22 protein-coding genes are annotated in these 25,110 nt (G+C 62.6%); 11 read left to right on the top strand and 11 right to left on the bottom strand.

The annotated features are described in order from the left end of the window. Positions 1-49: 49 nt before the first annotated feature. Positions 50-712 (top strand): hypothetical protein, encoded by a 663-nt coding sequence (locus AC51GR_RS02585; RefSeq protein ID WP_496323069.1) that lies wholly within the window; start codon positions 50-52, stop codon positions 710-712. Between the two features lie 4 nt (positions 713-716). Continuing rightward, positions 717-2,048, top strand: a complete 1,332-nt coding sequence (locus AC51GR_RS02580) for an O-antigen ligase family protein (protein WP_496323068.1) — start codon at positions 717-719, stop codon at positions 2,046-2,048. Between the two features lie 47 nt (positions 2,049-2,095). On the opposite strand, the gene AC51GR_RS02575 is transcribed toward AC51GR_RS02580, so the two are convergent. From AC51GR_RS02575 to AC51GR_RS02535, 9 genes are all read right to left on the bottom strand, one after another. Further along, positions 2,096-3,136, bottom strand: a complete 1,041-nt coding sequence (locus AC51GR_RS02575) for a hypothetical protein (protein WP_496323067.1) — start codon at positions 3,134-3,136, stop codon at positions 2,096-2,098. Positions 3,137-3,505: 369 nt separating this feature from the next. Then, positions 3,506-5,287 (bottom strand): glycosyltransferase, encoded by a 1,782-nt coding sequence (locus AC51GR_RS02570; protein WP_496323066.1) that lies wholly within the window; start codon positions 5,285-5,287, stop codon positions 3,506-3,508. After that, entirely contained in the window at positions 5,284-5,874 is a 591-nt protein-coding gene (locus tag AC51GR_RS02565; RefSeq protein ID WP_496323065.1) for an acyltransferase, read from the bottom strand. The genes AC51GR_RS02570 and AC51GR_RS02565 overlap by 4 nt, the downstream gene beginning before the upstream one ends. 17 nt (positions 5,875-5,891) lie before the next feature. Then, the gene (locus tag AC51GR_RS02560; RefSeq protein ID WP_496323064.1) at positions 5,892-7,157 is read right to left on the bottom strand and encodes a glycosyltransferase; all 1,266 of its coding nucleotides are present in this window, start codon (positions 7,155-7,157) and stop codon (positions 5,892-5,894) included. A 55-nt stretch (positions 7,158-7,212) separates the two neighbouring features. Continuing rightward, positions 7,213-8,349, bottom strand: coding sequence for a DegT/DnrJ/EryC1/StrS family aminotransferase (locus AC51GR_RS02555; RefSeq protein WP_496323063.1), 1,137 nt, complete (start codon positions 8,347-8,349; stop codon positions 7,213-7,215). Next, complete coding sequence (locus AC51GR_RS02550) at positions 8,346-8,993, bottom strand: NeuD/PglB/VioB family sugar acetyltransferase (RefSeq protein WP_496323062.1); 648 nt, start codon at positions 8,991-8,993, stop codon at positions 8,346-8,348. Before AC51GR_RS02550 ends, AC51GR_RS02555 begins: the two co-directional genes overlap by 4 nt. After that, positions 8,993-10,099, bottom strand: coding sequence for a DegT/DnrJ/EryC1/StrS family aminotransferase (locus tag AC51GR_RS02545; protein WP_496323061.1), 1,107 nt, complete (start codon positions 10,097-10,099; stop codon positions 8,993-8,995). The genes AC51GR_RS02550 and AC51GR_RS02545 overlap by 1 nt, the downstream gene beginning before the upstream one ends. A 23-nt stretch (positions 10,100-10,122) precedes the next feature. Next, a complete protein-coding gene (locus AC51GR_RS02540; protein ID WP_496323060.1) occupies positions 10,123-11,115 on the bottom strand; it encodes an NAD-dependent epimerase/dehydratase family protein in 993 nt (330 codons plus the stop codon). Further along, positions 11,112-12,179 carry a Gfo/Idh/MocA family protein gene (locus AC51GR_RS02535; protein WP_496323059.1) on the bottom strand — a complete coding sequence of 356 codons (1,068 nt, stop codon included), beginning with the start codon at positions 12,177-12,179 and terminating at the stop codon, positions 11,112-11,114. The genes AC51GR_RS02540 and AC51GR_RS02535 overlap by 4 nt, the downstream gene beginning before the upstream one ends. 538 nt (positions 12,180-12,717) lie before the next feature. Between AC51GR_RS02535 and AC51GR_RS02530 the strand changes: the two genes are divergently transcribed. The 9 genes from AC51GR_RS02530 to AC51GR_RS02490 all read left to right on the top strand — a co-directional run bounded on the left by AC51GR_RS02530 (position 12,718) and on the right by AC51GR_RS02490 (position 23,163). After that, a complete protein-coding gene (locus AC51GR_RS02530; RefSeq protein ID WP_496323058.1) occupies positions 12,718-14,226 on the top strand; it encodes a sugar transferase in 1,509 nt (502 codons plus the stop codon). A 42-nt stretch (positions 14,227-14,268) separates the two neighbouring features. Continuing rightward, positions 14,269-15,246: a WecB/TagA/CpsF family glycosyltransferase gene (locus AC51GR_RS02525; RefSeq protein ID WP_496323057.1), complete on the top strand. Its 978-nt coding sequence runs from the start codon at positions 14,269-14,271 to the stop codon at positions 15,244-15,246. A gap of 166 nt (positions 15,247-15,412) precedes the next feature. Beyond that, positions 15,413-16,075: a response regulator transcription factor gene (locus AC51GR_RS02520; RefSeq protein WP_496323056.1), complete on the top strand. Its 663-nt coding sequence runs from the start codon at positions 15,413-15,415 to the stop codon at positions 16,073-16,075. After that, positions 16,042-17,265 (top strand): sensor histidine kinase, encoded by a 1,224-nt coding sequence (locus AC51GR_RS02515; RefSeq protein WP_496323055.1) that lies wholly within the window; start codon positions 16,042-16,044, stop codon positions 17,263-17,265. Before AC51GR_RS02520 ends, AC51GR_RS02515 begins: the two co-directional genes overlap by 34 nt. Continuing rightward, positions 17,262-18,257 (top strand): DUF8320 family protein, encoded by a 996-nt coding sequence (locus AC51GR_RS02510; RefSeq protein WP_496323054.1) that lies wholly within the window; start codon positions 17,262-17,264, stop codon positions 18,255-18,257. Before AC51GR_RS02515 ends, AC51GR_RS02510 begins: the two co-directional genes overlap by 4 nt. A gap of 113 nt (positions 18,258-18,370) precedes the next feature. After that, entirely contained in the window at positions 18,371-18,637 is a 267-nt protein-coding gene (locus tag AC51GR_RS02505) for a LuxR C-terminal-related transcriptional regulator (protein WP_496323053.1), read from the top strand. Between the two features lie 115 nt (positions 18,638-18,752). Continuing rightward, positions 18,753-18,959, top strand: coding sequence for a hypothetical protein (locus AC51GR_RS02500; RefSeq protein ID WP_496323052.1), 207 nt, complete (start codon positions 18,753-18,755; stop codon positions 18,957-18,959). A 113-nt stretch (positions 18,960-19,072) separates the two neighbouring features. Next, positions 19,073-21,706, top strand: coding sequence for a helix-turn-helix transcriptional regulator (locus AC51GR_RS02495; RefSeq protein ID WP_496323051.1), 2,634 nt, complete (start codon positions 19,073-19,075; stop codon positions 21,704-21,706). Between the two features lie 80 nt (positions 21,707-21,786). Beyond that, positions 21,787-23,163 (top strand): cytochrome P450, encoded by a 1,377-nt coding sequence (locus AC51GR_RS02490; protein ID WP_496323050.1) that lies wholly within the window; start codon positions 21,787-21,789, stop codon positions 23,161-23,163. Between the two features lie 80 nt (positions 23,164-23,243). Here AC51GR_RS02490 and AC51GR_RS02485 read toward each other — a convergent pair whose 3' ends face one another. Together AC51GR_RS02485 and AC51GR_RS02480 are read right to left on the bottom strand one after the other, a co-directional pair. Continuing rightward, entirely contained in the window at positions 23,244-24,020 is a 777-nt protein-coding gene (locus AC51GR_RS02485) for an enoyl-CoA hydratase (RefSeq protein ID WP_496323049.1), read from the bottom strand. Continuing rightward, on the bottom strand, positions 24,017-25,090 hold the full coding sequence (locus AC51GR_RS02480) for an enoyl-CoA hydratase/isomerase family protein (protein WP_496323048.1): 1,074 nt from the start codon (positions 25,088-25,090) through the stop codon (positions 24,017-24,019). The genes AC51GR_RS02485 and AC51GR_RS02480 overlap by 4 nt, the downstream gene beginning before the upstream one ends. Positions 25,091-25,110 lie beyond the last annotated feature (20 nt).

Here is a 25,110-nt window from a genome sequence, read left to right as displayed (position 1 = left end):
ATGTGCCCGACGCTGGTACATCACTCTGCCCTTGGTGTTGCTGACGTTGGTGATCAGCGGCATCACTTATGCGAGCGTGCAGACGAAATATGTTGGCACCACCGTTCTCGGAATCGCGCCGGCGGTCGCACCTGCGAGCCCTGGTTCTGGGCTGCCCTCCAATGGGTTGATGGATACCGGCGGTATCGGTTTGCTCTCGAACCTGCTGTCCCTCGGCCTCCAGGACGAAGCCGTGCGAATGCAGATCGAGAGCAGAGGCGGACTTCCAACCTACGTCACCGCCGTCTACGCCGTGCCGGGAGGTCAATTGCCGCTGGTGACAGTTGAATCCACGTCCTCCGATCCCGAGGAAGTCGCGAAAACCCTCACGCTGGTGACACAGCAGGCGCAGGACACTCTGAAGCAGATCCAAGAGGGCGCCGGCGTTGTCGCGTCCACCCAGGCGACCACTTACCCGGTCAGACCCCCCACCGCACCTGAGGCGCGTAAACCAGGACGGGCGCGTACCACTGTGGCCATATTCGTCGTGGGCATCGCGCTGTCTGTATTGATCGGAGTAGCCGGTGACGTGGCGATCCGACGACGCTCTCGTCGTCGCGAGGCGGCGGCCGATGGAGCAGAATCGGCGGACCAGGTGGTCTATCCGGTCACCGAACTCAATCACCATCCGGTTGCAGGCATGCAACCGAAAAAACAGACCAGCGATACGTAGTGCAATGACAACGGCCAACACGTCCGTCTCCAAAGTCACCAGAGAATCTGTCCCATGGCTGGCCGCCATCGTCTGCTTCATCGTTCCGGTCATCCCGACCATCTCCGTATTGCCTGGCCCCCTGCGTGGCCACGGCTCACCGGCACGAATGCTTGCTTATATCTGCATGCTGCTGGTCGTGGTCGGATTCTTGAAAGCGCGCGCAAAGCCGAAGCAGGCAATGCCGAACACCGGCACACTCCTGATGCTCGGGTTCCTGTTCCTACAACTGCTGACATATGCAATGGGACTGCTGGACGTCGGCAACGCAGTCGTGGAATCCAGCAAGACTCGGACGGCGCTGATAACGCTGGCGGATGTCGGTGTCGCGCTGTACATCATCCAATCGGTCCACACGTTCCGCCAACGCTCTATCGTCCTGGGCACGCTCGTGTCCGGATTGGCATTTGCCTGCGCCGTCGGAATCCTGCAGGGCCTGACTCCGCTGGACCTCCGATTCATGCTTGTGCCACCAGGGTTCGTGGAAAACCTCGAAGCGTCCGGCCTCTCTGTCCGCGGCGCGGCCGTCCGAGTGCTCGGAACCTCTGATCATGCAATCGAATTTGCCGTCGTCGCGGCCGCCACGGTGCCATTGGCTCTCCATTTCGCCCGTTTCGGCAGCACACCCATTCGGCGCCAGCTGAGCACGATCGCGTGCGTCCTGGCGTTCATGTCCGTACCTCTGGCGGTTTCACGCACTGGCGTCATCACGCTGATCGGCGCGCTGATCTTCTACGCCTTCTCCATGAGACTCCGATTCCTCGGCAATGCAGCAGTCATCGGAGTGGGCATCCTGCTGTTCTACAAGATCGTCTACCCGGGCCCATTGAACTCGCTGATATCAACGATCACCGGCTCTGGGACGGACGACAGCATTCGCACGCGCACCGAAGACTATGAGGCCGTACGCGAACAGTTCCGGGAAGATCCGTTCTTCGGACTCGGATTGGGCGGCTACCCACCGACCGAGTTTCGTTACCTGGACAATCAGTGGTTGCAAGCCATCGTGCAGGGCGGACTGGTCGGTTTGACCGCCATGGTGGTGCTCACGGTGGGCGGCATTGTCGGAATCACATCCAGCCTGCGTCGATCGACCACCGAACGCGACCGGGACCAGTCGTACGCGATCGGGGCGGCATTCATCGGGTGCCTCGCATCGAGCTTCACCTTCGACTTGTTCACCTTTCAACAGGCGACATTCATCGTCTTCATTCTCTTCGGTCTACTGTGGTCCGCACGCGGCCGGGACACGACGGAAGCCGGAGAAGCCGCCACCACGGCGACGATCAAGTCCTGATCGGTACCGGTCTCGGAGCTACTATTCCGCCCGAGGGGTTGCACGAATCAGCTGCCGAACGAGCCGGACGAAGAACCCACCGCGATCTTGTAGATGTGGTAGCTCGACTCCGAAGCGAAGTCGTCTGAGAATGTTCCGTCGCTGACCTGTAGCTTCCGGTCCTCGCCCACCACCTCGACCGAGTCCGACAGGCCTGTCGGCACCACAAACGTACGTTCACCGCTTTCGCCGTCGGTCATGGCGAAAACGTATGCAAATCCATCCTTGACCTTGAGCATCGTGTCGGTCCGATCCCCGAAGTCCCATTCATAGCTCTGCGTGTTCAAAACGGCTGCCTGCGAGCGGAGAAGGTTGTTCACCTCCGACATCGCTGCCACCTGATCCTTGCCACAAAAGCTCTCGCCCTGGTCTTGGGCGTTTCGCAGCGATTGTGAGGTCTGGCAGGCGCCGGCAAATGACTGTTGGAACCACACAATTCCTCGTGCCTCGTTGATCACCGATGCCATCGCCGCGCCTTTCACCTCGTCCGGCGCAATCTCGCGCACATACGACTTCTCGTCCCCTGCACCGTTCAGTACCTCGACGAAGTTCCATATCGGTTGGAGTTTTCCGTCAGCAGAGTCACGTGTACGCAGGGAGTCGGTCATGCGGCCGTAGCTCGAAGCGGTTCGGCAGGTGGACTGTGGAATCGGGTTCACGTAGAGGTCTCCTCGGTACTGTTCCCAGTCGCAGAACGGAATCGTATAGAGATACATGTCGAGACTGACCACATCTGTGAAGTCATTGACATACTTTTCCTGAGCCGAGACGGGCAGGTCAGAGCCGACGACCATCTGGGTGTAGTTGCCGTACAGGAACTGCCCGCGATCGCGCAGCTTGTCTTCTATCTCCTGGAGATAGGCGTGGCCGTCGGCCGGATTCGGGAAACGTCCGTCGACCTCATCATCCGTGATCTGCCCGGGCCAGTTCTTGGAGGTCTCGTCAAACCCTTCATTCACTTTTCCTCCCACCCAGTACATTCCGGTGCTTTCGAGGGTCTCGAAGGATGAGTCCTTCCACAGTCCTCCGGTGTAGAAGTTGATGCCCAACTGCTGGTCCCACCGAACCTGTTCCGCAGTGTCGAACGATCCGTACCAAAGACCTATCGGAAAGAAGTCTGGAGACGTCCAGTCTGAGGCATTTTCGAACTGTGCCCAGTACTCGGGCCCGCCTTCCCACGCGACCTTCGGCAAGTCCGTGACACTACTTCTGGAGTCGGCCCCCGAATTCCCCTGCGTTTCGCACGCGGTGGTGGCCAGGCATAGAACGACTGCCATTGCCGCGAACCCGCGAACCGCCGTCGACGAAGGAATACGCATTTCTCTAAACCAATCTGATAACGACTGCGGTTGCAGTATCGGACAGGATCCTGTGCTGAATCTCGAGCGCGCCGAAAGCTCCGGCGTCCCCGAGTTCGTTCATACGGAGACCGCAACCTGTTTGCGACTGCTCTCGTCCCGCTCCCATGAACCGGGACGAACATGACGCGCATCGCGCCTGGCGGCGACGGTGAGTGCGACGTACGTGCCTGCATCCCAAGCTGATAGCGGTCCGCGAATACCGCTGACCACGGCATGGAGAGTACGCCCGGCGCCCGGAGCCGAATCGACCTCGGCCTTGCCTCGGTATACCCGCTTCAACATGTGCAGCAAGCTGCGCCGGTCGCGCGGGACAACAACTGCAGTCGGTACTGTTTCGACGACAGTTTTCTCATGCGCTTCGAACTGGGCGTCCACCCAGAGGTCGTCTCCGGTCAGGTCCGGAAACGGGCCGATCCGGCGATGCCCGGCCTCGCTGAGCCCGTACGCACCAGCACCCCACAATGCCGTGCGGAACCAGGCGATCCGAGAGCGGGCGCGATAGTACGAGCGCACAATCGCATCGGCGCCTTCCACATCGAATCTCGACGAGGGCCGCGCAGCGAGCACGGGGCCTGATCGGAGTTCATCAAAGACCTGCGCCACAGCCGATATGGAGACCTGAGTGTCTGCGTCGAGGTAAAGACGTGGCCACGACCTGGCCGCGTCGTCCCCCAAGTTCAGCGCAGCGATCTTCGAGGCCTCCGCGGTTTCCACCACCGTCACGCCCTTGTATGCGCGAGCGACTTCCGCAGTGTCGTCGGTGCATCCGTTACAGACGACGATGAGTTCGATCGTCCCCTCGGAAGCAGCAGCGGCCAACGGTTCAAGCGTCCGCCCGATGACGGCAGCCTCGTTGTGCGCGGGCACGATCACCGCGCCGAGGCCGCGCCCCTCCATCCGAATCGGGGGTGATGCCGCACTGGGCAACTTTTGCCACCGGGCAGCATCACAGAGGTACCCGAGTGTTCTTCTGTGACCACCGTCGTACGCCCGCAACAATTCTCCGAGGATGACCGCTGTCCGAAAGCATCCGGAACGGATCTTCCCGTGGTGGTTACGGAAATAGCGGACTCGGTTGACTGCCATCAACGTTGACAATGCAGGTGAGCTACCCGACCCTGCTCCGCGGTGTGCCACCACTGCCGCCGGCTCGTACCACACCACGTACCCGGCTTCCCGAACCCGACGGAGACAATCGACTTCTTCGGAATACAGGAAGTATCTTTCGTCCCAGTCGCCGACGGCCTTGTCGACATCAGCGCGTATCAGCAGCGCGGCGCCGGTCGCCCAATCGACCCGATGAGGATACTCATACTCTGCCGGTTCCCAGACGGTCTCCGACATCCATCCGGGACGCCGGGCGAAGTGGTGTCCGAACATACTGTCGCCCAGTGCATTACGAACAGTCGGCTCGATACGCAACGACGGGTAGGTCTCGCCGTCTTCGTCAACGATTCGGGGAATGATCACACCCGCACGTCCGTTGTCGAGTGCATCCAGCATGATCCGCACAGCACCGGGCCGGATGCGCAGATCCGGGTTCAGTATGAGGATCGCGCGACAGTCACCAGCATATCGGCGCGCAACGTTGATCCCCCCGGCATAGCCGATGTTCGCACCAGCCGATATAAAGATCACATCATTGTGCTTGGATACGAGTTCCATTGTGCCGTCCGATGAATCGTTGTCGACCACCACCACGCGCATCGAACTCGCCCCGGCCTCGCGTCGAAGATCTGCAAGTAACCAGCCGATGTCTCCACAGCTGTTGTAAGTCACCACGACCACTGCCACATCAACTGGGCCTTCGGCTCCGAGAAATTCACCGACATTCGTCATGACGCAGCGCTCCCGCTTGGTTCGAGCACGTCCCCATCGCATCGATAGGTGCTCCCGCAGTCACCGCAGATCAGATCGTCGGGCAGGCGTTGTCCACACAGGCACGCCCAACCAACCCTCCGGCCGGGATTTCCCACGATGAAGCCGTAGGCCGGGACATCAGCGACCACCACGGCACCCGCGCCGACGAAAGCGTGCTCCCCAATTGTTGTTCCGCACACCACAACGACGCCGGCACCCAACGTCGCGCCGCGTCGCACCCGGGTGGTCGACAGCGCATCACCGCCACGCTTGATGTGAGCGCGTGGACGCAGGTCGTTGGTGAAGACGACCGCGGGACCCAGGAACACGTCATCTTCGATGGTGACTCCCTCGAAGATCAGGACCCTGTTCTTGACGGTGACCCGATCCCCGACCACCGCCCCGCCCTCGATGTAGGCATGGTCGCAGATATTGCAGTCACGCCCGACCCGTGCCTGGTCGAGGATGTGGGCGAACGCCCAGACCCGGGTGCCCGGGCCGACATCGCCGCTTTCACACAACGCCTGCGGGTGGATCCGCACGTCGGGGTCACTGAGCACAGTCATATCAGTCGCCTTCATAGCTATCCGCACCGCGCGTTCACGGTGTGGTCAGGGTGAGTGTTTTCGGTGTCGGGCAGGACCATTCGGTTCCGGTGGGGTCGGCGGCGCGACCTCGGCCGCAATCCACGCCGAAGCAGCAGGGCTACACCCACCCGACTTATGTCGACAAGCCTCGCGACCCGGCCGACCTTCGTGTTGAGGGCATCGACATATTCTTGGAGTTGCCGCTGAACTGCTTCACCCAACCCGTAGGCCGCCACCACTTCTCGTGAATACGTGCCCCGGTACTCACGAAGTCGCTCACTCTCGAGTAGCGGCTCGAGTGCAGTCAGTAGTTCAGTTTTCCCCAGACGAGTTCCGCTACCGACGCCGTACCATCCACTCCAGGTGAACTCCTCGATGGTCGCATGGCTCAATGGCCTGAAGAATCCCCGTTCACCTGCAATGACAACCGGTTTCCCGAAGGCCATGCCATGAGCCACCGAGCTGCCGGACGCCACCACCACGTCTGCGGCCGCGTACGCAACTCGACGATCGAGCAATTCACCTGCAAGCACGACCACCTCACGCCCGGAACGCGCGTTGAATTCGGTTGCTCGCACCGCTGCCGACCCGTGTAGTGCTCCATCGCCGACCACCAGCAGTTGCACGGAGGTGCCTTCGGCCGCGATGTCCCCGATTGTCTCGATCACAGTCATCAGCCGGCTGATGGATCGTTCACTGTCCAGTGATGTCACCAACGCCACCACCAACCCGCTGGTGTCGATGTGGCAGCGCTGCAGGAAGTTTCCGGTGGCGGCGGGTAGTCCCGGTTCGTTCTCCACTGTGTCGACCCACGGCTCCAGCACACCCACCCGAGCGAAGCCGGCGATCCGCTTCTCCGCCGCCGCGCTCCGGGCTCCCATCAGCAGGGGGACCGTGTGCGGCAGGATCGGGGATGGGCCTCTCGAATGAATCGTGCCGACCACTGCCACTTCCCGGCTGCTCAGATTCGCGGCGATGAACGCTTCAGATATTGCTTCCCACTCGAAGGCGTGGATGACATCGATTGATCGCTCCCGGATGACCTTCCGCAACCGCAGGACCGTCTGCAAGGTGCTCTTCACCGGACCGCAAGGCAGCAAAACCAGCTCCACATCGAGCTCGCGTACCCGTTCGACCAGCATCCCGGGCACGCCGATCACTGTGACCGAATGCCCGATCGCAGCCAGGGCCCCTCCCAGTTCGACTGCACTCCGCTGGCTATCGCCGGATCGGAGGTCTTTGGGATAGACCAGTATTCGCATTCGATTCACCTTCGACGACGGTTCCCACACCAACGTGGTGGTCGCAAGCACTGCCTCATCTGGCGCCACCGACGATCATCCCCAAACAGTCGGCGACGCGCTCTTGCTGACCGCTCGAGATATGCGGAAACATCGGCAGCGAAAGTATTTGACCCGCCGCCTGCTCACTGACCGGGAATTGCCCGGTCCGATGTCCCGCCCTGTATGCCCCCGTCAGATGAATCGGTGTCGGATAGTGGATGCCCGCGCCGATCCCTTCGGCGCCGAGTCCCTCGAGTACGCGGTCGCGGTTGTCCACCCGCACCACGTACAGGTGCCACACATCGACATTTCCCGGGGCCGAGCTGGGCACGCGCACGCCCTCGAAGGTCGCGAGCAACTCGCCGTATCGGTCGGCGGCGTTACGCCGCAGTTGATTCCACCGTTCCAGATGTCCCAGCTTTGCCCGCAGGACCACGGCCTGGATGGCATCGAGCCTGGAGTTCAGACCGATCAGATCATGCACATACTTTTCCCGACTCCCATGGGCAGCAATGGTCCTGACCCGATCCGCTAATGATTCATCACTCGTCAGCACCGCACCGGCGTCACCGGCTGCGCCGAGGTTCTTGCCCGGGTAAAAGCTTGTCGCCGAGGCGATCCCGATCGTCCCTGCCGGGACGCCGTATCGACTTGCACCCTGGGACTGGGCGCCATCCTCGATGATGGCCACACCGTGCCGGTTCGCCATGTCAACAAGCTCTGCAACGGGCGCACTCTGACCGAACAGATGGACGGGGATGATCGCGCGGGTGCGGGTGGTGATCGCCGCCTCGACCTGCTCCGGATCGATCAGCAGGTATTGCGGGTCCACATCGACCAGCACCGGCGTCGCACCTGCTCGGCTCACGGCCTCGGCAGTCGCGATGAACGAGTTGGCCGGCAGAATCACCTCGTCACCCGGTCCGATTCCGACTGCGCGCAGCGCGATCTCGATGGCATCGGTGCCGTTTCCGACGCCAACGCAGTGGCGCGCACCAGAATAAGCAGCGTATGCCGCCTCGAAATCTGCCACCGGTTTCCCGCCTATGTACCCGGCGCTCTGCAGCAGGTCTTGCACCTGCGGCATCACCTCGGCGGCGACGTCGTCGAACTGCGACACGAGATCCACAAAGGGCACTTCGGTGCGCGGGGCAAGTCGCTCTATCGTCATTCCCTGCTGGCTCCATGATTGATGGGATGGGCGGGGTTACCCGCCCAGACCTGGTGGTCCGGTAGGTCGACCAGCAGCACCGAGCCCATGCCCAGAACCGCACCAGTTCCTACCCGCACGTTCTGTTTGACGGCGCTGTTCATACCCAGATACGCCTGTTCTTCCACCACGACGGACCCGCCGAGAGTCACTCCAGCACAAAGGGTCCCGAAGTCCGCGATCCGATTGTCGTGCGTACAGACCACGCGCGGCATCAGCACGGCGTGGTCTCCGATCGACACCGAGGTGGTGAGCACGGTGCCTGCCAGGAGAATGGCCCCCGAACCGACCTCGGAATCCGTGGGGATTCGCACGTCCGGGGCGATGACAGTGGCATACCGCGCACTGTCGATTCCCAGCCGGAGCAACCGTTCGACTATCAGCCGGCGCGACCGGCCCGATCCGGTGCAGACCAGGAAGTCGGAGTCGTCGTGGTCACCGGCCGAGTCGATCCCACCGAGAACGGGCAAGCCACCAATGTCGGTGCCGTGCACTGTTGTGTTGTCGTCCAGCAGACCGATCGCCTTGTACTCCGAAGAGTCTTCGAGCAATGCGATGACCTCTCTGGCGAGGCCGCCGGCACCGATCAAGATCACCGATCGCATCAGTTGCCCCTGATCACGTCCACGACCCGGAACAGGTCGTCAGAGGTCATCTGGTGAAACAGTGGCAGGATCAGCGTCGAATCGGTCAACCGTTCGGTGACTGTCAGGTCAGCGTGCTCGCGCCACGCATGCGCAGGCTGACGATGCGCGGCCATGATTCCCCTGCGGGCCGAGATTCCGACCGTTGCGAGTTCACCGAGTAGTTCGTCACGGGAGTTGCGATGCCCGGCACCGACTTCGATCCAGAACGATTGGAAGTTCGCTCGCCCGCCGACGGGGTCGGCCACGCAGCGCACGCCGGGCATATCCGCGAGCGCATCCTGATACATCCCCGCCATGACACGACGCCGGGTCACCATTTCGCCGAGCCGACCCAGCTGCACGATGCCGACCGCAGCCTGTAGGTCGGTCATCCGGTAGTTGAATCCGACCTCGAGGTACTGCTCTGCCGGAGCCAGTACGCTCTGGTGACGTTGTGTTGCACTCACACTCATCGCATGCTCACGTAACTTCCGCGCACGGTCGGCCCAGTCCGGCCGGTTGGTGGTCAGCATGCCGCCTTCACCGGTGGTGAGCAGTTTGCGCGGATGAAACGACCACACCGCGATGTCGGCGTGCACCCCCACCGGGCGGTTCGCGAGCCGTGAACCCGCCCCGCACGCCGCATCCTCGATCACCGTGATGCCCCGTGGTTCGCACAGCGCCTTGATGGCGGCGATGTCGGCGGGTACGCCGCCCTGATCAACGGCGATCACCGCAGTGGTTCCCGGTGTCAGTGCGGCTTTGATGGTCGCGGGGGTCACGTTGCCGGTGATCGGATCGACGTCGGCGAACACCGGGTTGGCGCCGACATACGTCGGCGCGTTGGCGGTCGCCACAAATGAAAATGACGGCACCACCACGTCGTCGCCAGGCTCTACACCTGCCACCACCATCGACAGATGGAGGGCGGCAGTACAACTCGACACTGCAACCGCATTGCGGGAGTCCACCGCCGCAGCGAAGCGGGTTTCGAATTCCGCGACCCTGGGGCCTTGTGCGACCCACCCGGATTCGAGGACCTCGGTCACCGCCGCGATCTCTTCGTCACCAAGGTACGGCTGCATCACGTTTAGCCTGGTCACGGCAGTCATGAGGCCACGCCTCGCCCGGCCGCGATGCTTTCACGCTGAGGTTCCCACCATCGCACGAGCGCACGTAGTCCGTCCTCGACATTCACTTCCGTGCTGAAGCCGAGGTCACGCCGGGCCGCTGCGACGTCGGCGAGTCGTCGTGCCACCCCGTTCACGGCTCGCTCCGGACCGTGCTCTACCGACAACGGCGAATCCATGGCGCGCAACAGGGAATCGGCAAGCTCCAGCAGTGACGTCTCGGCGCCGCTGGCAATGTTGTAGACCCCTTCATCGATGTCACTGAGAGCGGCCAGAATGTTCGCGCGTGCGATGTCTTCGGTGTACGCGAAGTCCATCGTCTGCGACCCGTCACCGAAGATCACCGGCGGAAGGCCATCCGCGATCCGTTCCATCCAGCGGACCAGCACCTCGGTGTACAAACCATGCACATCCATCCGCGGCCCGTACACGTTGAAGTACCGCAGTGCGACGTACTTCATCCCGTACATCGCCCGAAAGCTGCGGAGCATGCCTTCGTTGAAGCTCTTGGCCGCACCGTAGAAGGTGTCGTTGTTGTGGTGGTGGTGACGCTCATTCGTCGGGAACTGCTCAGCCATTCCGTACACGGACGCAGACGATGCCGCGATCACCTTGCCCACACCGTGCGCGGCGGCCGCTTCCAGCACCGTGAAGGTACCGTTGACCAGCACATCGAGCGCAAGCCGCGGCTCTTCGGCGCACTGGGTGATCCGGATGGCTGCCTGATGAAACACCAGGTCGGACCCCTTGGTCAGATCATTCACCAGATCACGATCACGTAGATCGCCGACCACCAACTCGGTACGTGGATCATCGAGCGCGACATAAAGATTCGCCTCGCGACCACGAACCAGGTTGTCCAGGACCACGATCCGATCCACACCCTGATCCAACAACTGGTCGACGATTGTTGATCCGATCGTGCCGGCGCCACCGGTCACCAGGACGGACGCACCTGTCAATGCGGTCATGACGCACTCCGGAAGGCAAGAGCCTTGTCGTGCTGACGCGGCTTGATCGGGCGCCCACGCGCGGCCAGGCTTTCCGAGACCGCTTCGAGCACCGACAGCACCCGCAGGCCAGCCGCGCCGTCGGTGCGTGCCGTCCGCCCGGATCTGATCGCGTCGGCAAACTCTCCCACCATCGTCGCGAGTGCTTCTTTCTCGTTGAGTGCCGGAACCGTTATGTCTCCCAGGCGGTATGAGACTCGCGCGGCCTGCCGTTCATCCTCGGACCGGCCGAAGGCCAGGTCGACACCCCGGTCGTGAACAGCCACCCGGCGTTGCGCGTCGAGATCATCCCAGACGACGGTCCGATGGCTGCCGCCTATGACCATCTGCCGAATCTTGGTGGGCGAGAGCCAATTCACATTGATGTGGGCTGTCGAGCCGTCGATCATGGTCAGCGAGATGTGACCGACGCAGGCATTGCCGACCCGAAGCGGGTCGGCGCCGGTCGCACTCACCTCAACCGGATTGAGTCCTCCCGGAAGAATGAAGTCGAGAATCGACAAATCGTGCGGCGCCAGGTCCCAGAAGACGTCGACATCGGGCTGCACCAGTCCCAGGTTGATCCGAGTCGAGTCGATGTACATGATGTTGCCGAGCGTCCCGGCCTGCACGGCCTGGGCGATGTACTGCACCGCCGGTGTGTAGCAGTACGTGTGATCGATCATCAGGACTCGATCCGCGTCACGAGCGGCCTCCACCATCACCCCCGCCTCGGCCACACTCGGGGCCAGGGGCTTCTCCACCAGCACATGCTTGCCGGCTTCGAGTGCGGCCATCGCCAGCGCCGAGTGGGTCTGCGCCGGTGTGGCGATCGCGACGGCGTCGATGTCATCTCGCTCCAGCAGTCGCTCGAATGACGACTCGGCGACCACCGTCGACCGCGGTCCGATCACCGCGCGAGCACGCTGCTGGTCCAGGTCACACACCGCGACGAGATCCCAGTCCGGCGAGGCCCGGAAGTTGCGTACCAGGTTCGGGCCCCAGTAGCCGGCGCCGACGACTGCCACGCCGAGTTGCTTCTTCATCGATTGCTCCTTGATAGAACGCGTGGGCGACCACCGAGGTAGCCAAGATGCACGCTCGTCCGGGCGGATGTGTCCGTCTCCCGGTCGCGGACGTGGGTCACAATGCCGATTATGCGTGGGGTATTGCCGAAATCGCGAGCCAGATTCGAAACTGAATACGTTCAGACGATCTTCCTTGTGATTAGCATAAGTACCGTTTGTAGGCGGATTGATTGAATTTGTTCGTAAGCAGCCAGAAAAGCCCGAAGTAAAGGCAATGACTTCCGACCTCACATACGCGCGTGTGATGCATATCTGAGCTTTAAGTTCATTCTGAGCTTGGCTATGGATGATCTTCTATTGATATAGATACCTACCGACTCACAACCAATTCTGAAATTTATCGGGTCACATATTTGTCCGAATCACCCTGTAACCCAAATGGACTATGTGGTCAGTCAAGTGATCAGCGGTAATTTCGCCCATATTCGATTACTGGTGGCATCAGAAAACCTGCATCCACACTCGAAATACGAACAGTGGAAGGGGTACGGCGGTCATGCTGAACGAAGCGCACACTGCACCGACCCAGACCGACAGACCACCCCTTGAGCTGGTAACCGGCACTTTAGAGCGATGGGCGGCGGCGTATGTGCGACGCATCCGCTGGACCGACCTGACGTTGGTACTCGGCGCAGTGGCCGGCGCGGTAATAATCCGATTCTCCAGAAACGGCGATTTGGCAATTGCTCATAAAGGCCATCTCCTCATCGAGACAATTGCGCTGTCACTGGCATGGATTGTGGCACTGCGAACAACGCAGAGCACAGACAAGAGAATCATCGGATCGGGCGCGACAGAATACAGTCGCGTAGTTACTGCCTGTTTTATGGCTTTCGGTTTCTTGGCGATTTTTGACTTGGTATTCAAACTGGATATTGCTCGCGGGTTCGTGGCAGTCGCATTGCCCTTCGGCACAATTTCCTTACTCTTCGGGCGATGGGCGTGGCGTAAGAATCTGACCCGCCAGCGGGCGAATGGAACAAACCTCCAACGAATACTTGTGGTGGGTGATTCCGATTCTTCGATTCCGTTGATCGACCGCATCGAAGACAACCCGATCCTGGGTTACAAAGTGGTCGGCCTGGTGAACACCAGGGGCCATACGTCTTCCACCAGCGGCCACCATGGTTCGAGTGCGACGCCGCTTGGGCCGCGTCAACCGCCGGCCGCGGACCTTGACGGGCTCACCAACGCCGTCAAACAGACCGGTGCCACAACCGTCGCGGTGACTTCCGCATCGGCCCTTGGTTATTCGGTGATGCGCGAGCTCTCCTGGGAGCTCGAGGCGATGGACGTCGACATGGTGGTCGCGCCCGGCGTCACGGACATCGCGGGGCCCCGGATGATGTTGCGCCCGGTGGCCGGGCTTCCGATGGTGCATATCGATAAACCGCGTTATGCCGGCGCAAACCGGTTCCTCAAAGCCGGAGTCGACCGAATCGGAGCAGGCGCGCTTCTGCTGCTCCTGACACCCATCCTTTTGACCTGTGCAATTGCGGTTAAGTTCAGTTCGCCCGGGCCGGTCTTCTATCGCGCCGAGCGGATGGGACTCAGCAATAACCCGTTCCTCATGTGGAAGTTCCGCAGCATGGTTGACGGCGCTGACCAGCAAAAGGCTGCGCTTGCCGAGAACTCCGATGGGAACGGCGTCCTGTTCAAGATGCGTCAGGATCCCCGCGTCACTCGTGTCGGCGCCTTTCTGCGGCGTTTCAGCCTCGACGAGCTCCCCCAACTGATCAACGTCCTGACCGGCGAGATGAGCCTGGTCGGACCGCGACCACCACTGCGCGAAGAGGTCGCGCAATACCGCGGCCCGGTGGTCCGCAGGATGCTCGTTCGCCCCGGGATGACCGGACTCTGGCAGATCTCCGGGCGATCCGAGCTGTCCTGGGACGAATCCGTACGCCTAGACCTGCTCTACGTCGAGAACTGGTCCATCATGCAGGACCTCGTAATCCTCTGGCGCACTTTACATGCCGTCATCAAGAGCCACGGCGCCTACTAGCCGGATCACTCGCAACACCACCCCATTTTCAGGAGAGCGACGATGCACTCACAAACAACCCGGGCACCCCAGACGGTCACGATGATGGTCGGGGACGTCCCCGTCGAGCTCTGTACGGAAGAGCTGGTGCTCGATGCAGTGCGCAGACGCCTGAGCGGTCCGCGGACCACACCGCTGGCGATCGGGTCGGTCAACCTCGATCACCTTCATCATTTCGCCTCCCCCAGCGGCTCCCGGCTCGACCACCCTGACCGGCACGGCGATGACGGTGTCGACTGGACGCTGCTGGCCGACGGGGCGCCCATCGTTGCGCGCGCGACGAAACTGACAGGGCGACCCTGGCCGCGCTTGACCGGCGCCGACCTGCTGCCATCAATACTTGCGGAAGCAGATCGCGCCGGAAGCAGCGTCGGTTTCTACGGTGGCTACCCTGACCTACACCAAAAGCTGGACACGCGAATTCAACAGGACTTCCCTGGCGTCGGCCCCGTGCGCTACTGGTCTCCTGATCGCTCCGACCTGGCCGACCCGCGCAAATGCGTGCGGGACGCCGACGAGATCCGCAATGCCGGCGTCGACATACTCGTGGTCGGATTGGGCAAACCTCGCCAAGAAATGTGGATTGAGCACTTCGGCACGCGTACCGGATCGCGCGCATTGCTGGCCTTCGGGGCGGCGGCAGATTTCCTGGCGGGAACCACCGTCCGCGCCCCGGTTCAGCTGCAACGCCTGGGCCTCGAATGGCTTCACCGGCTCGGATCCGATCCCCGAAGGTTGGCTCGCCGATATTTACTCGAGGGCCCGCCGGAATTGCTGACATTGCGCCGCGCAAAAGTCATCCGCGATTTCCGATCCGCCATTGTCGAATCGACAGTCGCTGTCCCGTCTCGATCCACGGCTCCGTTCGACGCGGTGAATCAGGCCTGTCTGGACCCAACTGCAGGGTCACAATCCCGTGTATCGGGAACACATTCACAGACGCGCGTATCGACGTCGACGCCGTCCACAATCACCACCTAATCCTGCGGTTTGGGCAGGTGAGCGCTAGGATATGTTTTGACCAGCTCAAGTACATGGGCCCGAGTTCGAACAGAACCGGCAAAATAAACGTCGTGTCTGCTCAGGCACGGCATGACTTAGTAGGTTCCACCAATGGAGGCATCCGCTATTTCTCACCGTGTGACCCATGGGTGAGACGCGCGAGTTTGCCCGAATTGGAGTCGTAGAAGATTTTGCGACCACTCGGCGGGGCCTCGTCTCGATCATCGATCAAGCAGATGGGTTGTCGGTGGTGGCCGACGCGCCTACCGTGCCGAAGCTCATCGATCAGGGGGAACCGATCGATCTTGCTCTGCTCGACCTTCGACTTTCCGACGATTCGAGGCCGCGTGGCAATATCGAGCAGTTACACACACTCACTCCCAATGTCTTGGTATTCACCTCTGCATCCGAGCCATTCCTGATCCGTGAAGCACTCGCCTCCGGGGTGCTCGGCATCCTGCGGAAATCGGTCGACGTAGACGAGCTGATCAGCGCGATCAGGTCGGCACTGTCCGGCATGGTGGTTCCCACGATGGAGTGGGCAACCGCCATCGACTCCGACCCCGACCTCGCAGCGGTTGACCTCAGCCCCCGACAGCGGCAAATCCTGGAGCTGTACGCCGCGGGTGAACCGGCAACGCGGGTGGCCTCGATCACCGGACTGTCGGCCGAAACCGTGAACTCCTATGTGGGGCGGATCAAACAGAAGTACTCCGAGGCAGGTCGTCCGGCACGCACAAAGACCGATCTGTACAAACGGGCACTGGAGGACGGATGGTTACCAATGCCGCGGCGCTTTCGTCGCTGAGGCCGGCGGCGCTGGCGTTGCCGCTTCCGACATCGGCCATCGATCTCACCGCCCGACAGGTCAGCCGCTTCGGGTCGATCGCGATGTGCCTGTACCCACTTCTGCTGATCACCCCGATCCGATCGCTCGCCGAAGTGGTTCCGGAGTGGTGGACCATCGCCGCGCTGGTACTCATCGTGGTACCCGCCGCGACCATGTTCGTTTCCACATACATCCCGGACACCCGTTGGACCTATCGCACCGCATGGGCGGTCTCGATCGCCTACGTTGTTGTCTTCACCTCGTTCCCCCTCGTGTGGGACGGAGTGCCGACCGCAAACGGCGGCGGCGCTTGGATCACGCCGATCGTCGGCGTCGCGAGCGTTTCGGCAGTCGTTGCGATGCCGCTCCCCGCAGCGGTCGTCTATTTATTGGTGTCGGTGACGTCAACCCGCCTGATCAGTGCGTCCGTGGCAGAGCGAACCACCGCCTCCGAGTTCGTCACCGACCTCGCGTGGGGACTGTTCGTGGCAGCCGTTCCGTTCAGCATCGCGGTCATGGCCCTGGAAATCGGGAGGCTTCGCGATCGCGCCCAGGTCCGCGCCAAAGCCCGTGCCGAAGCCGCCGCCGCCGAGCAGAGCCGACGAAATGAGCGCGCGCGACTGGACGCCATCACGCACGATCGCGTCATGTCGGTCATGTGGGCTGCGTCCCGCGAGGGGACCAACGCCGAATTGCAGAGTCAGGCGCTGGCCACCCTCAAACAACTCGACGACCTTCGAGCCGATGACGATCTGCAGCGCGCCATGGCCCCCACCGAGGTGATAGCGGAGGCCGAGTCCGCCGCCGAGATCGTGGATCCCGGCTGCCAGGTACGCAACGCCGCAGCGATCGAAGTGTCGACGACCTATCCGCAGGACGCCGTACACGCGATGATGTCCGCCATGTCCGAGGCCTTGCACAACAGTGTCCGGCACGCCGGGCCCGAAGCCACGCGCTCGGTCCTGGTGACAATGCGCACCGACGCACTCATCACCGAGATCTCAGACGACGGGGTCGGATTCGATGAAAGTCTCATCCCGTCAGATCGTTTGGGCATTGCGCTGTCGATTCGCGGAAGGATGGAACAGATCGCGGGCGGTTCGGCGACGATCAGTTCGCAACCCGGCCATGGAACCACCGTTGTCCTGACCTGGCGGCGATCGACGTGACCGCCAGAATCGTCGTCGCCCTGGCGTTCCTGAGTTTTGTCGTGATCACCGCCTTTGTTGCCTTCGGCAGCCTGCCCGCCGACAGCTCCGTCTGGCCGGTCATCGTCACGCTGGGGTTCCTCTGCCTCTCCGCAGGCGCGATCACGTTCGGGCGCAAAGACCCCCTTGAACCCCGATCCACGGCCATCGCCTGCCTGGCACTACCGGCAGCGGTGCTCACGCTACTGATCGCTGAGCCCGAGTTGATCGAGAGCAGCCGGCCACCTTGGTTGTTGAGCTTTGTGGCCATCCTGTGCGTGATTCTCTGTCTACGCGGTCGAATCCTGCTGTCCTGGGCTAGTTTTGCCGGCTGCTACGTCCTGATCCTCACGTGGTCCGCGCTGTTCTCCGAGGGACGCCCAGACGTTGTCTTGTTGATGCTGGTACCTGGCCGACTGGTCATCGGCACCGCCTTCGCGGTGGTCCTGCGGCATTCGATCCTCGCCATCGAGGCCATGAACCGCGCCGAGTCCGACGAGGCGGCCCGAACTGCCGCCCTCAACGCCGCCCGTGAGGAACGCATATCGCGGCTGGCCGATCTCGAATCGATGGTCCGGCCGATGCTCACGCGGATCGCCGAGGGTCAACAGCTCTCCGACGCCGACAAGAAGACCTGTGCCTTGCTCGAGGGTGAGCTCCGCGATCAGATACAGGCGGCGGCACTGACCAACGCGTCGGTCGCCGGCAACGTACGTGCCGCCCGGCGCAGAGGTGTCGATGTCGTGATGATCGACGACGGCGGGCTCACCTACATTTCGCCCGCGGTCCACCAGAGGGTCACGCAGCATGTGAACGAGGTGCTTCACACCTCCGATGGCGGGCAGCTGAGAATCCGCGTTCTACCACCCGGCCGGTCCAGTTTGATCTCGATCTATCGCAGTGACGAAAAGTCTGGCACGATGCGGATTGATCTTGACGTGCATGGGGATCCGGCCTCCGACCTTGCTAGCTAGTTAGGGTAACGATGAGGCATTTCTGGTGTAACCAGAAGATGTGTCTATCCGAACGCCGCCATTCGTAAGAAGATCATCCTGGGCCGGGAACCCAATCACCAGGAGATCTTCCGATGACCTTGTCACTTGCCCCTCTGAGCATCAGAGGGCTTGCCATGCCACGTCTGACCGCGCGAGAAATCGAAGTGCTGCGCTGCTGGGTGAAACATGACTCGAAGTCCAGCGCTGCCAGCGAATTGTCCATCACTGCGGCGACCGTCAATACCCACGTCAACCGGATCCGAGGTAAATACGCGGCCAGCGGCCGTCCGGCACACACCAAAGCGGCGCTCCTGGCGCGCGCCCTGCAAGACGGCTACGTCACGCTCGACGAGTTCTGACATCCCGGAAACCACACGGCAGCGCACGGCGTTGAGTGTGGCGCTCGATTGGCACCCGCAATCGGGGTAGTCCGCTACCCCACCCCCGCCATCCGAATCGGATGACGATGCACGGGTGGCCACCGATACGCCTGATCACGACACCGCCATGAGTGAACTGCCGGTGGTGTATTCGATCGCGCTTCGTTTGCGGGCCGCCGGAATCCCGGCACCAACGGTCGCCGACTGCCTCGACGTCGACATCACCGCGTTGCCGATGCTCTACGCCGTCGCCGAGCAAAAGCTGGCACACCTACGCCGGCGACGCATTCAAGCGGACTAATTCGCTTGATCGCCCAGCCGGCCGGACCTAGCGTCACACGTATCGACGCGGCAGTCGCAGCCAGACCGGACAGAGCTTTCAGACATCGTGAATTGTGATCGAGGGGGCCGATCATGTTCGTCGAGTGGCCGATCGCAGGACGCCGCGAAGAAGTCGAACTCGCCACTGCCGCGATCACCCGTCGCGGCGGCGGCGGCGGCATCATCATCGGTGGCGCCGCCGGTGTCGGCAAGACCCGACTGTGCACCGAGGCCCTCTCAGCGGCAGGCCGCCTGGGATACCGGTGTCATCGGGTGTCCGCGACATTGTCGTCGCGGGAAGTACCCTTGGCCGTTTTCTCCGACATCGGCCTCGACTTCGACGTGGACGCACAGCCACTTCGGCAGATTCGCGGACTGCTCGACCAGCTGACGTCGTCGGACGAGACGACCCTGATCGTGGCGGTCGACGACGCCCACCTACTCGACAACCAGTCCGCGTTCGTGATCCATGAACTGACCGTGCGCGGGCTCGCCAATGTGCTGGTGTCGATACGCTCCGGAGAAGCCGTGCCCGATGCCATCGCCGCACTCTGGAAGGACCGGCATCTGCCGCGCCTGGAACTGCAGCCGCTGTCCCGGGACGAGACCCGCCGGCTCCTCGAACGAGCTTTCGGCGGACCGATCGAATCGACAAGCCTCAACCGGCTGCACACCCTGTGCGACGGAAATGTCCTGTTACTGCGGCAACTCGTCGACGAAGAACACGCCGCGGGCCGTTTCAGCAACACCTCCGGCTTGTGGTTCTGGTCAGGTGACCTGAGCATCTCTCCGACCCTGGCAGAAGCGATCCGTGCCAACATGACCACGCTCCCACCTGCAATAGCGAATCTGGTCGACCTCCTGGCCGTCAGCGAGCCGCTGACAACAGCCGAACTGGCCTCACTGGTCGACGAGCCGACGCTGGAACTCGCGGAATCATTGGGCGCCGTCAGCACCCGCGCCTCACCGGCGGGAACGATCACCGTCCGACTCGGACACCCCCTGCTGGGCGAGGTCCGACGCGCCGAACTCGGTCTGCTCCGACGCCGGCGCCTGGCAACGGAGATCGCAAACACACTCTCCGACGGTGCGCGCCAGGAGCCATCCGCGGTGCTCCGGCACGCGGTACTCCTGATCGAGTCCGACCTTCGTCCCGATCCCCCGCTCCTGGCCCGGGCATCGCGGATCGCACTGCTCTCGCTCGACGTCGACCTGGCCACCCGATTTGCCACATCTGCACTGGCCCTGGACATCTCACCAGACGATGCCTACTTTCACCTGATGACCCTGGTGGTGGCCGGTCAGGGACTCCGAGCCGAGCAGGCGTTCACCGAGCACGCCGCCGAACCGGGCCATCCGGACTTCATCCGCTGGAACATCTTGCGGGCGGCGAACCTGGTCTGGATGCTCGCCCGCCCTGCCGAAGCATCGGAACTGCTCGATGACATCGATCCCGAAACACTCACCCCGGCCGTACGCTCGGAGCTCTACGCGGTCCGCGCCTGCATATTCTCGGTGCAGGCATCACCCAACGACGCAATCAGGTTGGCGATGGCGTCACTGGCCGAGACCGGTGCCGGCGACTTCTTCTCCATGATGGCCACGGCCGCGATGGTGATGTCCGCCGGAGCCATCGGAAAGTGCGATACCGCAACCGAATACGCACAACGCGGCTTCGTCAGAGCAGAGAGCTCCTGGCAGACAGCACAACTACAGTTCTGGCTCGCAGCCATCCACGCCCGCGCCTGCCGAGCAGCCGGACGCGTCGACCGCTGCCTCGACGAGGCCAACCGATTCACCGAGGTCGCACGTGATGTCGGCGGTGCCACCCACATCCAGGCGACGTTCCTACGCGGGCACGCGGCGCTGGCAAGCGGGCGGGTGCAGACCGCGATCACCGAACTCCTCGATACGCGAGTGGGAATCGAGAACGACACATCGAACCCGCACGGCCTGAGCCCGTCCTGTCTCATCTGGCTGGCAGAAGCGCAGGCCGTCAGCGGTGAAATATCCAGCGCTCGAACAACTCTGCAGACGCTGTCGGAGCTCTGGCCTTCCGAGTACACCTTCATGGAAGCCGGGTTGGCACTGGCCACGGTGTGGACCCACGCCGTCGAGGGTGCGGTCAGCCACGCGATCAAACTGGCAATCGCGTCCGCCGATGATGCGCGGCGCCGCGGCCAATTCGCCTACGAGGTGATGGCACTGCAGACCGCCACCCAACTCGGCTGCCTCACCCTGGCAGACCGTCTCGGCGACTTGACTTCTCGGGTCGACGGGCCTCGGGCGCTCATCGCCGCGCGGCACGCGGCCGCACTGGCGACCGATGATGCGGCCGGCGTGCTCGCTGCCGCCGGATACTACGAAACAATGGGTGACCGGCTGGCTGCCGCAGACACCGCGGCACAGGCAGGCCGGATGTTCACCAGCAGGCAACGGCGCGGATCGGCGCTCCTGGCCTCCGAGATGTCGCGCCGTCTGGCCATCGAATGCGGCCACACGGCAACTCCTGCGCAGCTGCAGTCCACGGTGGCCGTACCTTTCACGGCGCGGCAGTGCGAGATCATCACTCTGGCTGCAGCCGGCCTGTCCAACAGCGAGATCGCCACCCGGTTGACCGTCTCTGTGCGGTCCGTCGAAGGCCACCTGTACCGCGCCGCACAGCGGGCCGGGGTCAACAGCCGCGAAGAACTGTCACAGATCCTCACCGGATCCCGATTGAGGTAGTCGACTACTCGCCGCGGGCCTGATCGCGGGGCAAATACTGGTCGTCAGACACGTATCCAATTCCTGATCGGCGGTTGATCATGGTCCAGACAGTCGACCCCGTCGAGGTGGCCACCCTTCCCCTCGCGCCACGCAACCCCCTGCCCTACCTACAACGGCTGAAAACCGTGCGGAACTTTCACACCGGTCCGGAAATCCTCCGTGATGCCGGCGGGCCGGTCACCCGCCACAAACTGGCTCCCGCGTGGGTTTTTCCCGAGTTCGTTGTTGCCACATCACCGCAGGCAATTCATGACGTCCTCGACCGGCCCCACACTTTCGTCGACAAGGGTCTCCCGCTGCTTGTCGAGCAGCAGCGACTGCTCGGCGACAACCTCTTCAACGTCAAGCACGACAAGTGGCTGCCGCGCCGGCGCGCGATGCAGCGGGTTTTCACCAAGAATCATGTCGAGCAATACGCCGACAACGTGGCCGAGGCCGCCGAGTCCCTCTTCGAGAAGAGCGACAGCCGCGGCATCATCGACCTCAGCGAGCTGTGCCATGCCCTCACCCTGCGAGCACTGGGACGATCGGTGCTCGGGCTCGATCTCGACGAACACGTCGCTGAGATGGCCGACGCCATGAACATCTCGCTGAAGTATGTGACCGACCGGGGCATACATCCGGTCCGAGCTCCGAGCTGGCTGCCCACCCCGGCCCGGCGACGTGCCAGGACGGCTGCGACCGCAATGCACAACCGGGCTCAGACGATCCTCGACGAATGCCGTATCGATCCCACCAAGGATGCCCCACTGGTCCGTTCATTGATCGAAGCCAGGGACCCGGAGACCGGAGAATCACTATCGGACAGCCAGATACGCAGCGAGCTGATCGCGTTCATGATCGCTGGTCATGACACGACCGCGACAACCTTGACTTACGCGTTGTGGGCGATCGGCCGTCACACAGCGGTTCAAGACCGCCTCGCCGCCGAGACTGCCCAGCTCGGTGAGCGCAGATTGACCTCCGGCGACCTGCATCGTTTGCCCTACACGGTGCAGGTGCTGCATGAGGCCCTCCGGCTGTGTCCACCCGCTCCGGCACTGGGCCGGCGCGCCATCGCTGACGTGGACGTCGACGGCTATCGCGTCACCCAAGGCACATGGATGGTCATCGGAATCTATGCGATGCATCGTGATCCGGCGCTGTGGGACAACCCGCTGGAGTTCGACCCCGAAAGGTTCGGCCCCGAGCGCTCCGAAGAGTTGGACCGTTGGCAATATCTGCCCTTTGGCGGCGGACCACGCGGATGTATCGGTTCACACTTCGCAATGCTCGAAGCCACCCTGGCCTTGGCCACCATCGTCGGGCAGTATCGCATCGAAGCAATTAAAGACGACTTCCCCGTTGCCATCCCGTTCACGATGATCCCCAAGGGACCCATCCCGGCCAGGGTGTCCGCCCGCAGCCTGGTGTGACAAATGCCCAGAGGCCAACGCCCACGTAGTCGTTGGACTACGCGGGCGCGAAGACGGCGGGCGATTCTGCAGGTGCGCGATCAGCGGTGATTGAACTTCGCGTCGCGCTTTTCCACAAACGCAGCCATGCCTTCGGACTGATCCTCGGTGGCGAAGGTGGAGTGGAAGACCCTGCGCTCGAACAGGACTCCCTCGGTGAGACCGACCTCTTGCGACCGGTTCACCGCCTGCTTGGCCAGGATGGTGATCGGCAGCGAGAGTTCGGCGATCGTGTTGGCGACTTCCAACGCATCGTCGAGGTAGGACTCGGTGGGCACCACCCGGGAGACCAGTCCGGCGCGCTCGGCCTCCTCGACCTTCATCCGACGGCCGGTCAGGACCATGTCCATGGCCTTGGCCTTACCGATGGCGCGCGTGAGACGTTGCGAGCCACCGATTCCCGGGATCACACCGAGGTTGATCTCCGGCTGACCGAAGACGGCGTTCTCGGCGGCAATGATGATGTCGCACATCATCGCCAGCTCGCAGCCACCGCCGAGCGCGAACCCGGCCACGGCCGCGACAACCGGTGTCCGAACGCTGACCAGGCCGTCCCAGGCACTGAAGAAGTCCACTGCCAGCATGTCGACGTAAGACTTGTCGGCCATCTCTTTGATGTCGGCGCCGGCGGCGAATGCACGCTCGGAGCCGGTGATCAGGATGGCACCGACAGTCTGATCGGCGTCATACGCCTGTGCCGCCGCGACGACTTCGTTCATCAGCTGGGAGTTCAAGGCGTTCAAGGCCTTCGGGCGGTTCAGGGTGATGATGCCCACCCGGCCACGCTGCTCTGTGAGGATCGTTTCGTAGTTGCTCATCCGTTGATTCCGTTCGTCAGTTCGAGTTCTTTGGGGACCGGGTCGAAGAAGGCATCGATGTCGGCCTTCTCCACGGCGGTAAGACTTGGCGGTGACCACTTCGGTGAGCGGTCCTTGTCGATGACCTGCGCGCGAATGCCTTCCGCGAGGTCGTGATGGGCGAGGAAGTGAATCGACACCCGATATTCGGTCACCAGCGCGGTCTCCAGCGTCGTATCCGCGGTGATCTCGCGCAGCGACCGCACGGTCACCTCGACCGATGTCGGAGACTTCGCCGCAACCACATTGGCAGTGTCGTGGGCATCGGACTCGTCGTGGCCGCGCAGACGTTCCACGATCCCGACCGCGGTATCCGCGCCGAAGGCGTCGTCGACCCAACGCTTCTTGGTCATCAGGCCCGACGCCGGCGGTTCGATGCAGTATTCGGCGATGACCTCTGCCGCGGGACGCGTTGTCAGTGCCGAGATGAAGTCGGCGATCTTCTCTGACGGCAGATAGTGGTCGGCGAAGCCGATCGCGATGGCGTCGGCACCGTTGATCTGCGCGGCGGTCAACGCCAGGTATGTACCGATTTCACCCGGGGCATTGGCCAGCAGGTAGGTGCCGCCCACGTCAGGAGCGAAGCCGATCCCGACCTCCGGCATCGCCATCTTGGTGCGGTCGGTGACGATTCGAGTGTTGCCGTGCGCCGAGATGCCGACCCCGCCGCCCATGACGATGCCGTCCATCAGGGCTATGTACGGCTTCGGATAGTGCGAGATGTAGGCGTTCAGGACGTACTCGTCGTACCAGAACCTGCCCGAGGGCGACACGATCGCGTCCTCGAGCGTGGCGGACTGCAAGGCGTCGCGGTGGATGGCCACAATGTCACCGCCCGCGCACAGGCCCCGCTCGCCCGCTCCGTCGAGGACCACCGCTTCGACGGCGTCGTCATCGGCCCATTTTCGTAGAGCCGAGTCGATCTCGAGGACCATTTCGTGGGTGAGGGCATTGATTGCCTTCGGGCGGTTCAAAGTGATTCGGCCAATGCGGCCTTCCGTTCGGACCAGGACGGTGCTCTCATCTGACATGACACTCCAATGATCGACTG

It is taken from the genome of Williamsia sp. z71 (assembly GCF_059553375.1).
Note: the sequence above shows the minus strand (reverse complement) of the source record. Positions and strands in the feature narration are given on the sequence as shown.

Coding starts and splice junctions, on each gene's coding strand:
- AC51GR_RS02560 (WP_496323064.1), bottom strand. CDS start 7,157: ATGCGAATACTGGTCTATCCCAAAGACCTCCGATCCGGCGATAGCCAG.
- AC51GR_RS02530 (WP_496323058.1), top strand. CDS start 12,718: ATGCTGAACGAAGCGCACACTGCACCGACCCAGACCGACAGACCACCC.
- AC51GR_RS02570 (WP_496323066.1), bottom strand. CDS start 5,287: ATGACGAATGTCGGTGAATTTCTCGGAGCCGAAGGCCCAGTTGATGTG.
- AC51GR_RS02480 (WP_496323048.1), bottom strand. CDS start 25,090: ATGTCAGATGAGAGCACCGTCCTGGTCCGAACGGAAGGCCGCATTGGC.
- AC51GR_RS02515 (WP_496323055.1), top strand. CDS start 16,042: ATGGTTACCAATGCCGCGGCGCTTTCGTCGCTGAGGCCGGCGGCGCTG.
- AC51GR_RS02485 (WP_496323049.1), bottom strand. CDS start 24,020: ATGAGCAACTACGAAACGATCCTCACAGAGCAGCGTGGCCGGGTGGGC.
- AC51GR_RS02550 (WP_496323062.1), bottom strand. CDS start 8,993: ATGCGATCGGTGATCTTGATCGGTGCCGGCGGCCTCGCCAGAGAGGTC.
- AC51GR_RS02490 (WP_496323050.1), top strand. CDS start 21,787: ATGGTCCAGACAGTCGACCCCGTCGAGGTGGCCACCCTTCCCCTCGCG.
- AC51GR_RS02520 (WP_496323056.1), top strand. CDS start 15,413: ATGGGTGAGACGCGCGAGTTTGCCCGAATTGGAGTCGTAGAAGATTTT.
- AC51GR_RS02495 (WP_496323051.1), top strand. CDS start 19,073: ATGTTCGTCGAGTGGCCGATCGCAGGACGCCGCGAAGAAGTCGAACTC.
- AC51GR_RS02540 (WP_496323060.1), bottom strand. CDS start 11,115: ATGACCGCATTGACAGGTGCGTCCGTCCTGGTGACCGGTGGCGCCGGC.
- AC51GR_RS02505 (WP_496323053.1), top strand. CDS start 18,371: ATGACCTTGTCACTTGCCCCTCTGAGCATCAGAGGGCTTGCCATGCCA.
- AC51GR_RS02555 (WP_496323063.1), bottom strand. CDS start 8,349: ATGACGATAGAGCGACTTGCCCCGCGCACCGAAGTGCCCTTTGTGGAT.
- AC51GR_RS02565 (WP_496323065.1), bottom strand. CDS start 5,874: ATGACTGTGCTCAGTGACCCCGACGTGCGGATCCACCCGCAGGCGTTG.
- AC51GR_RS02545 (WP_496323061.1), bottom strand. CDS start 10,099: ATGCAGCCGTACCTTGGTGACGAAGAGATCGCGGCGGTGACCGAGGTC.
- AC51GR_RS02580 (WP_496323068.1), top strand. CDS start 717: ATGACAACGGCCAACACGTCCGTCTCCAAAGTCACCAGAGAATCTGTC.
- AC51GR_RS02525 (WP_496323057.1), top strand. CDS start 14,269: ATGCACTCACAAACAACCCGGGCACCCCAGACGGTCACGATGATGGTC.
- AC51GR_RS02535 (WP_496323059.1), bottom strand. CDS start 12,179: ATGAAGAAGCAACTCGGCGTGGCAGTCGTCGGCGCCGGCTACTGGGGC.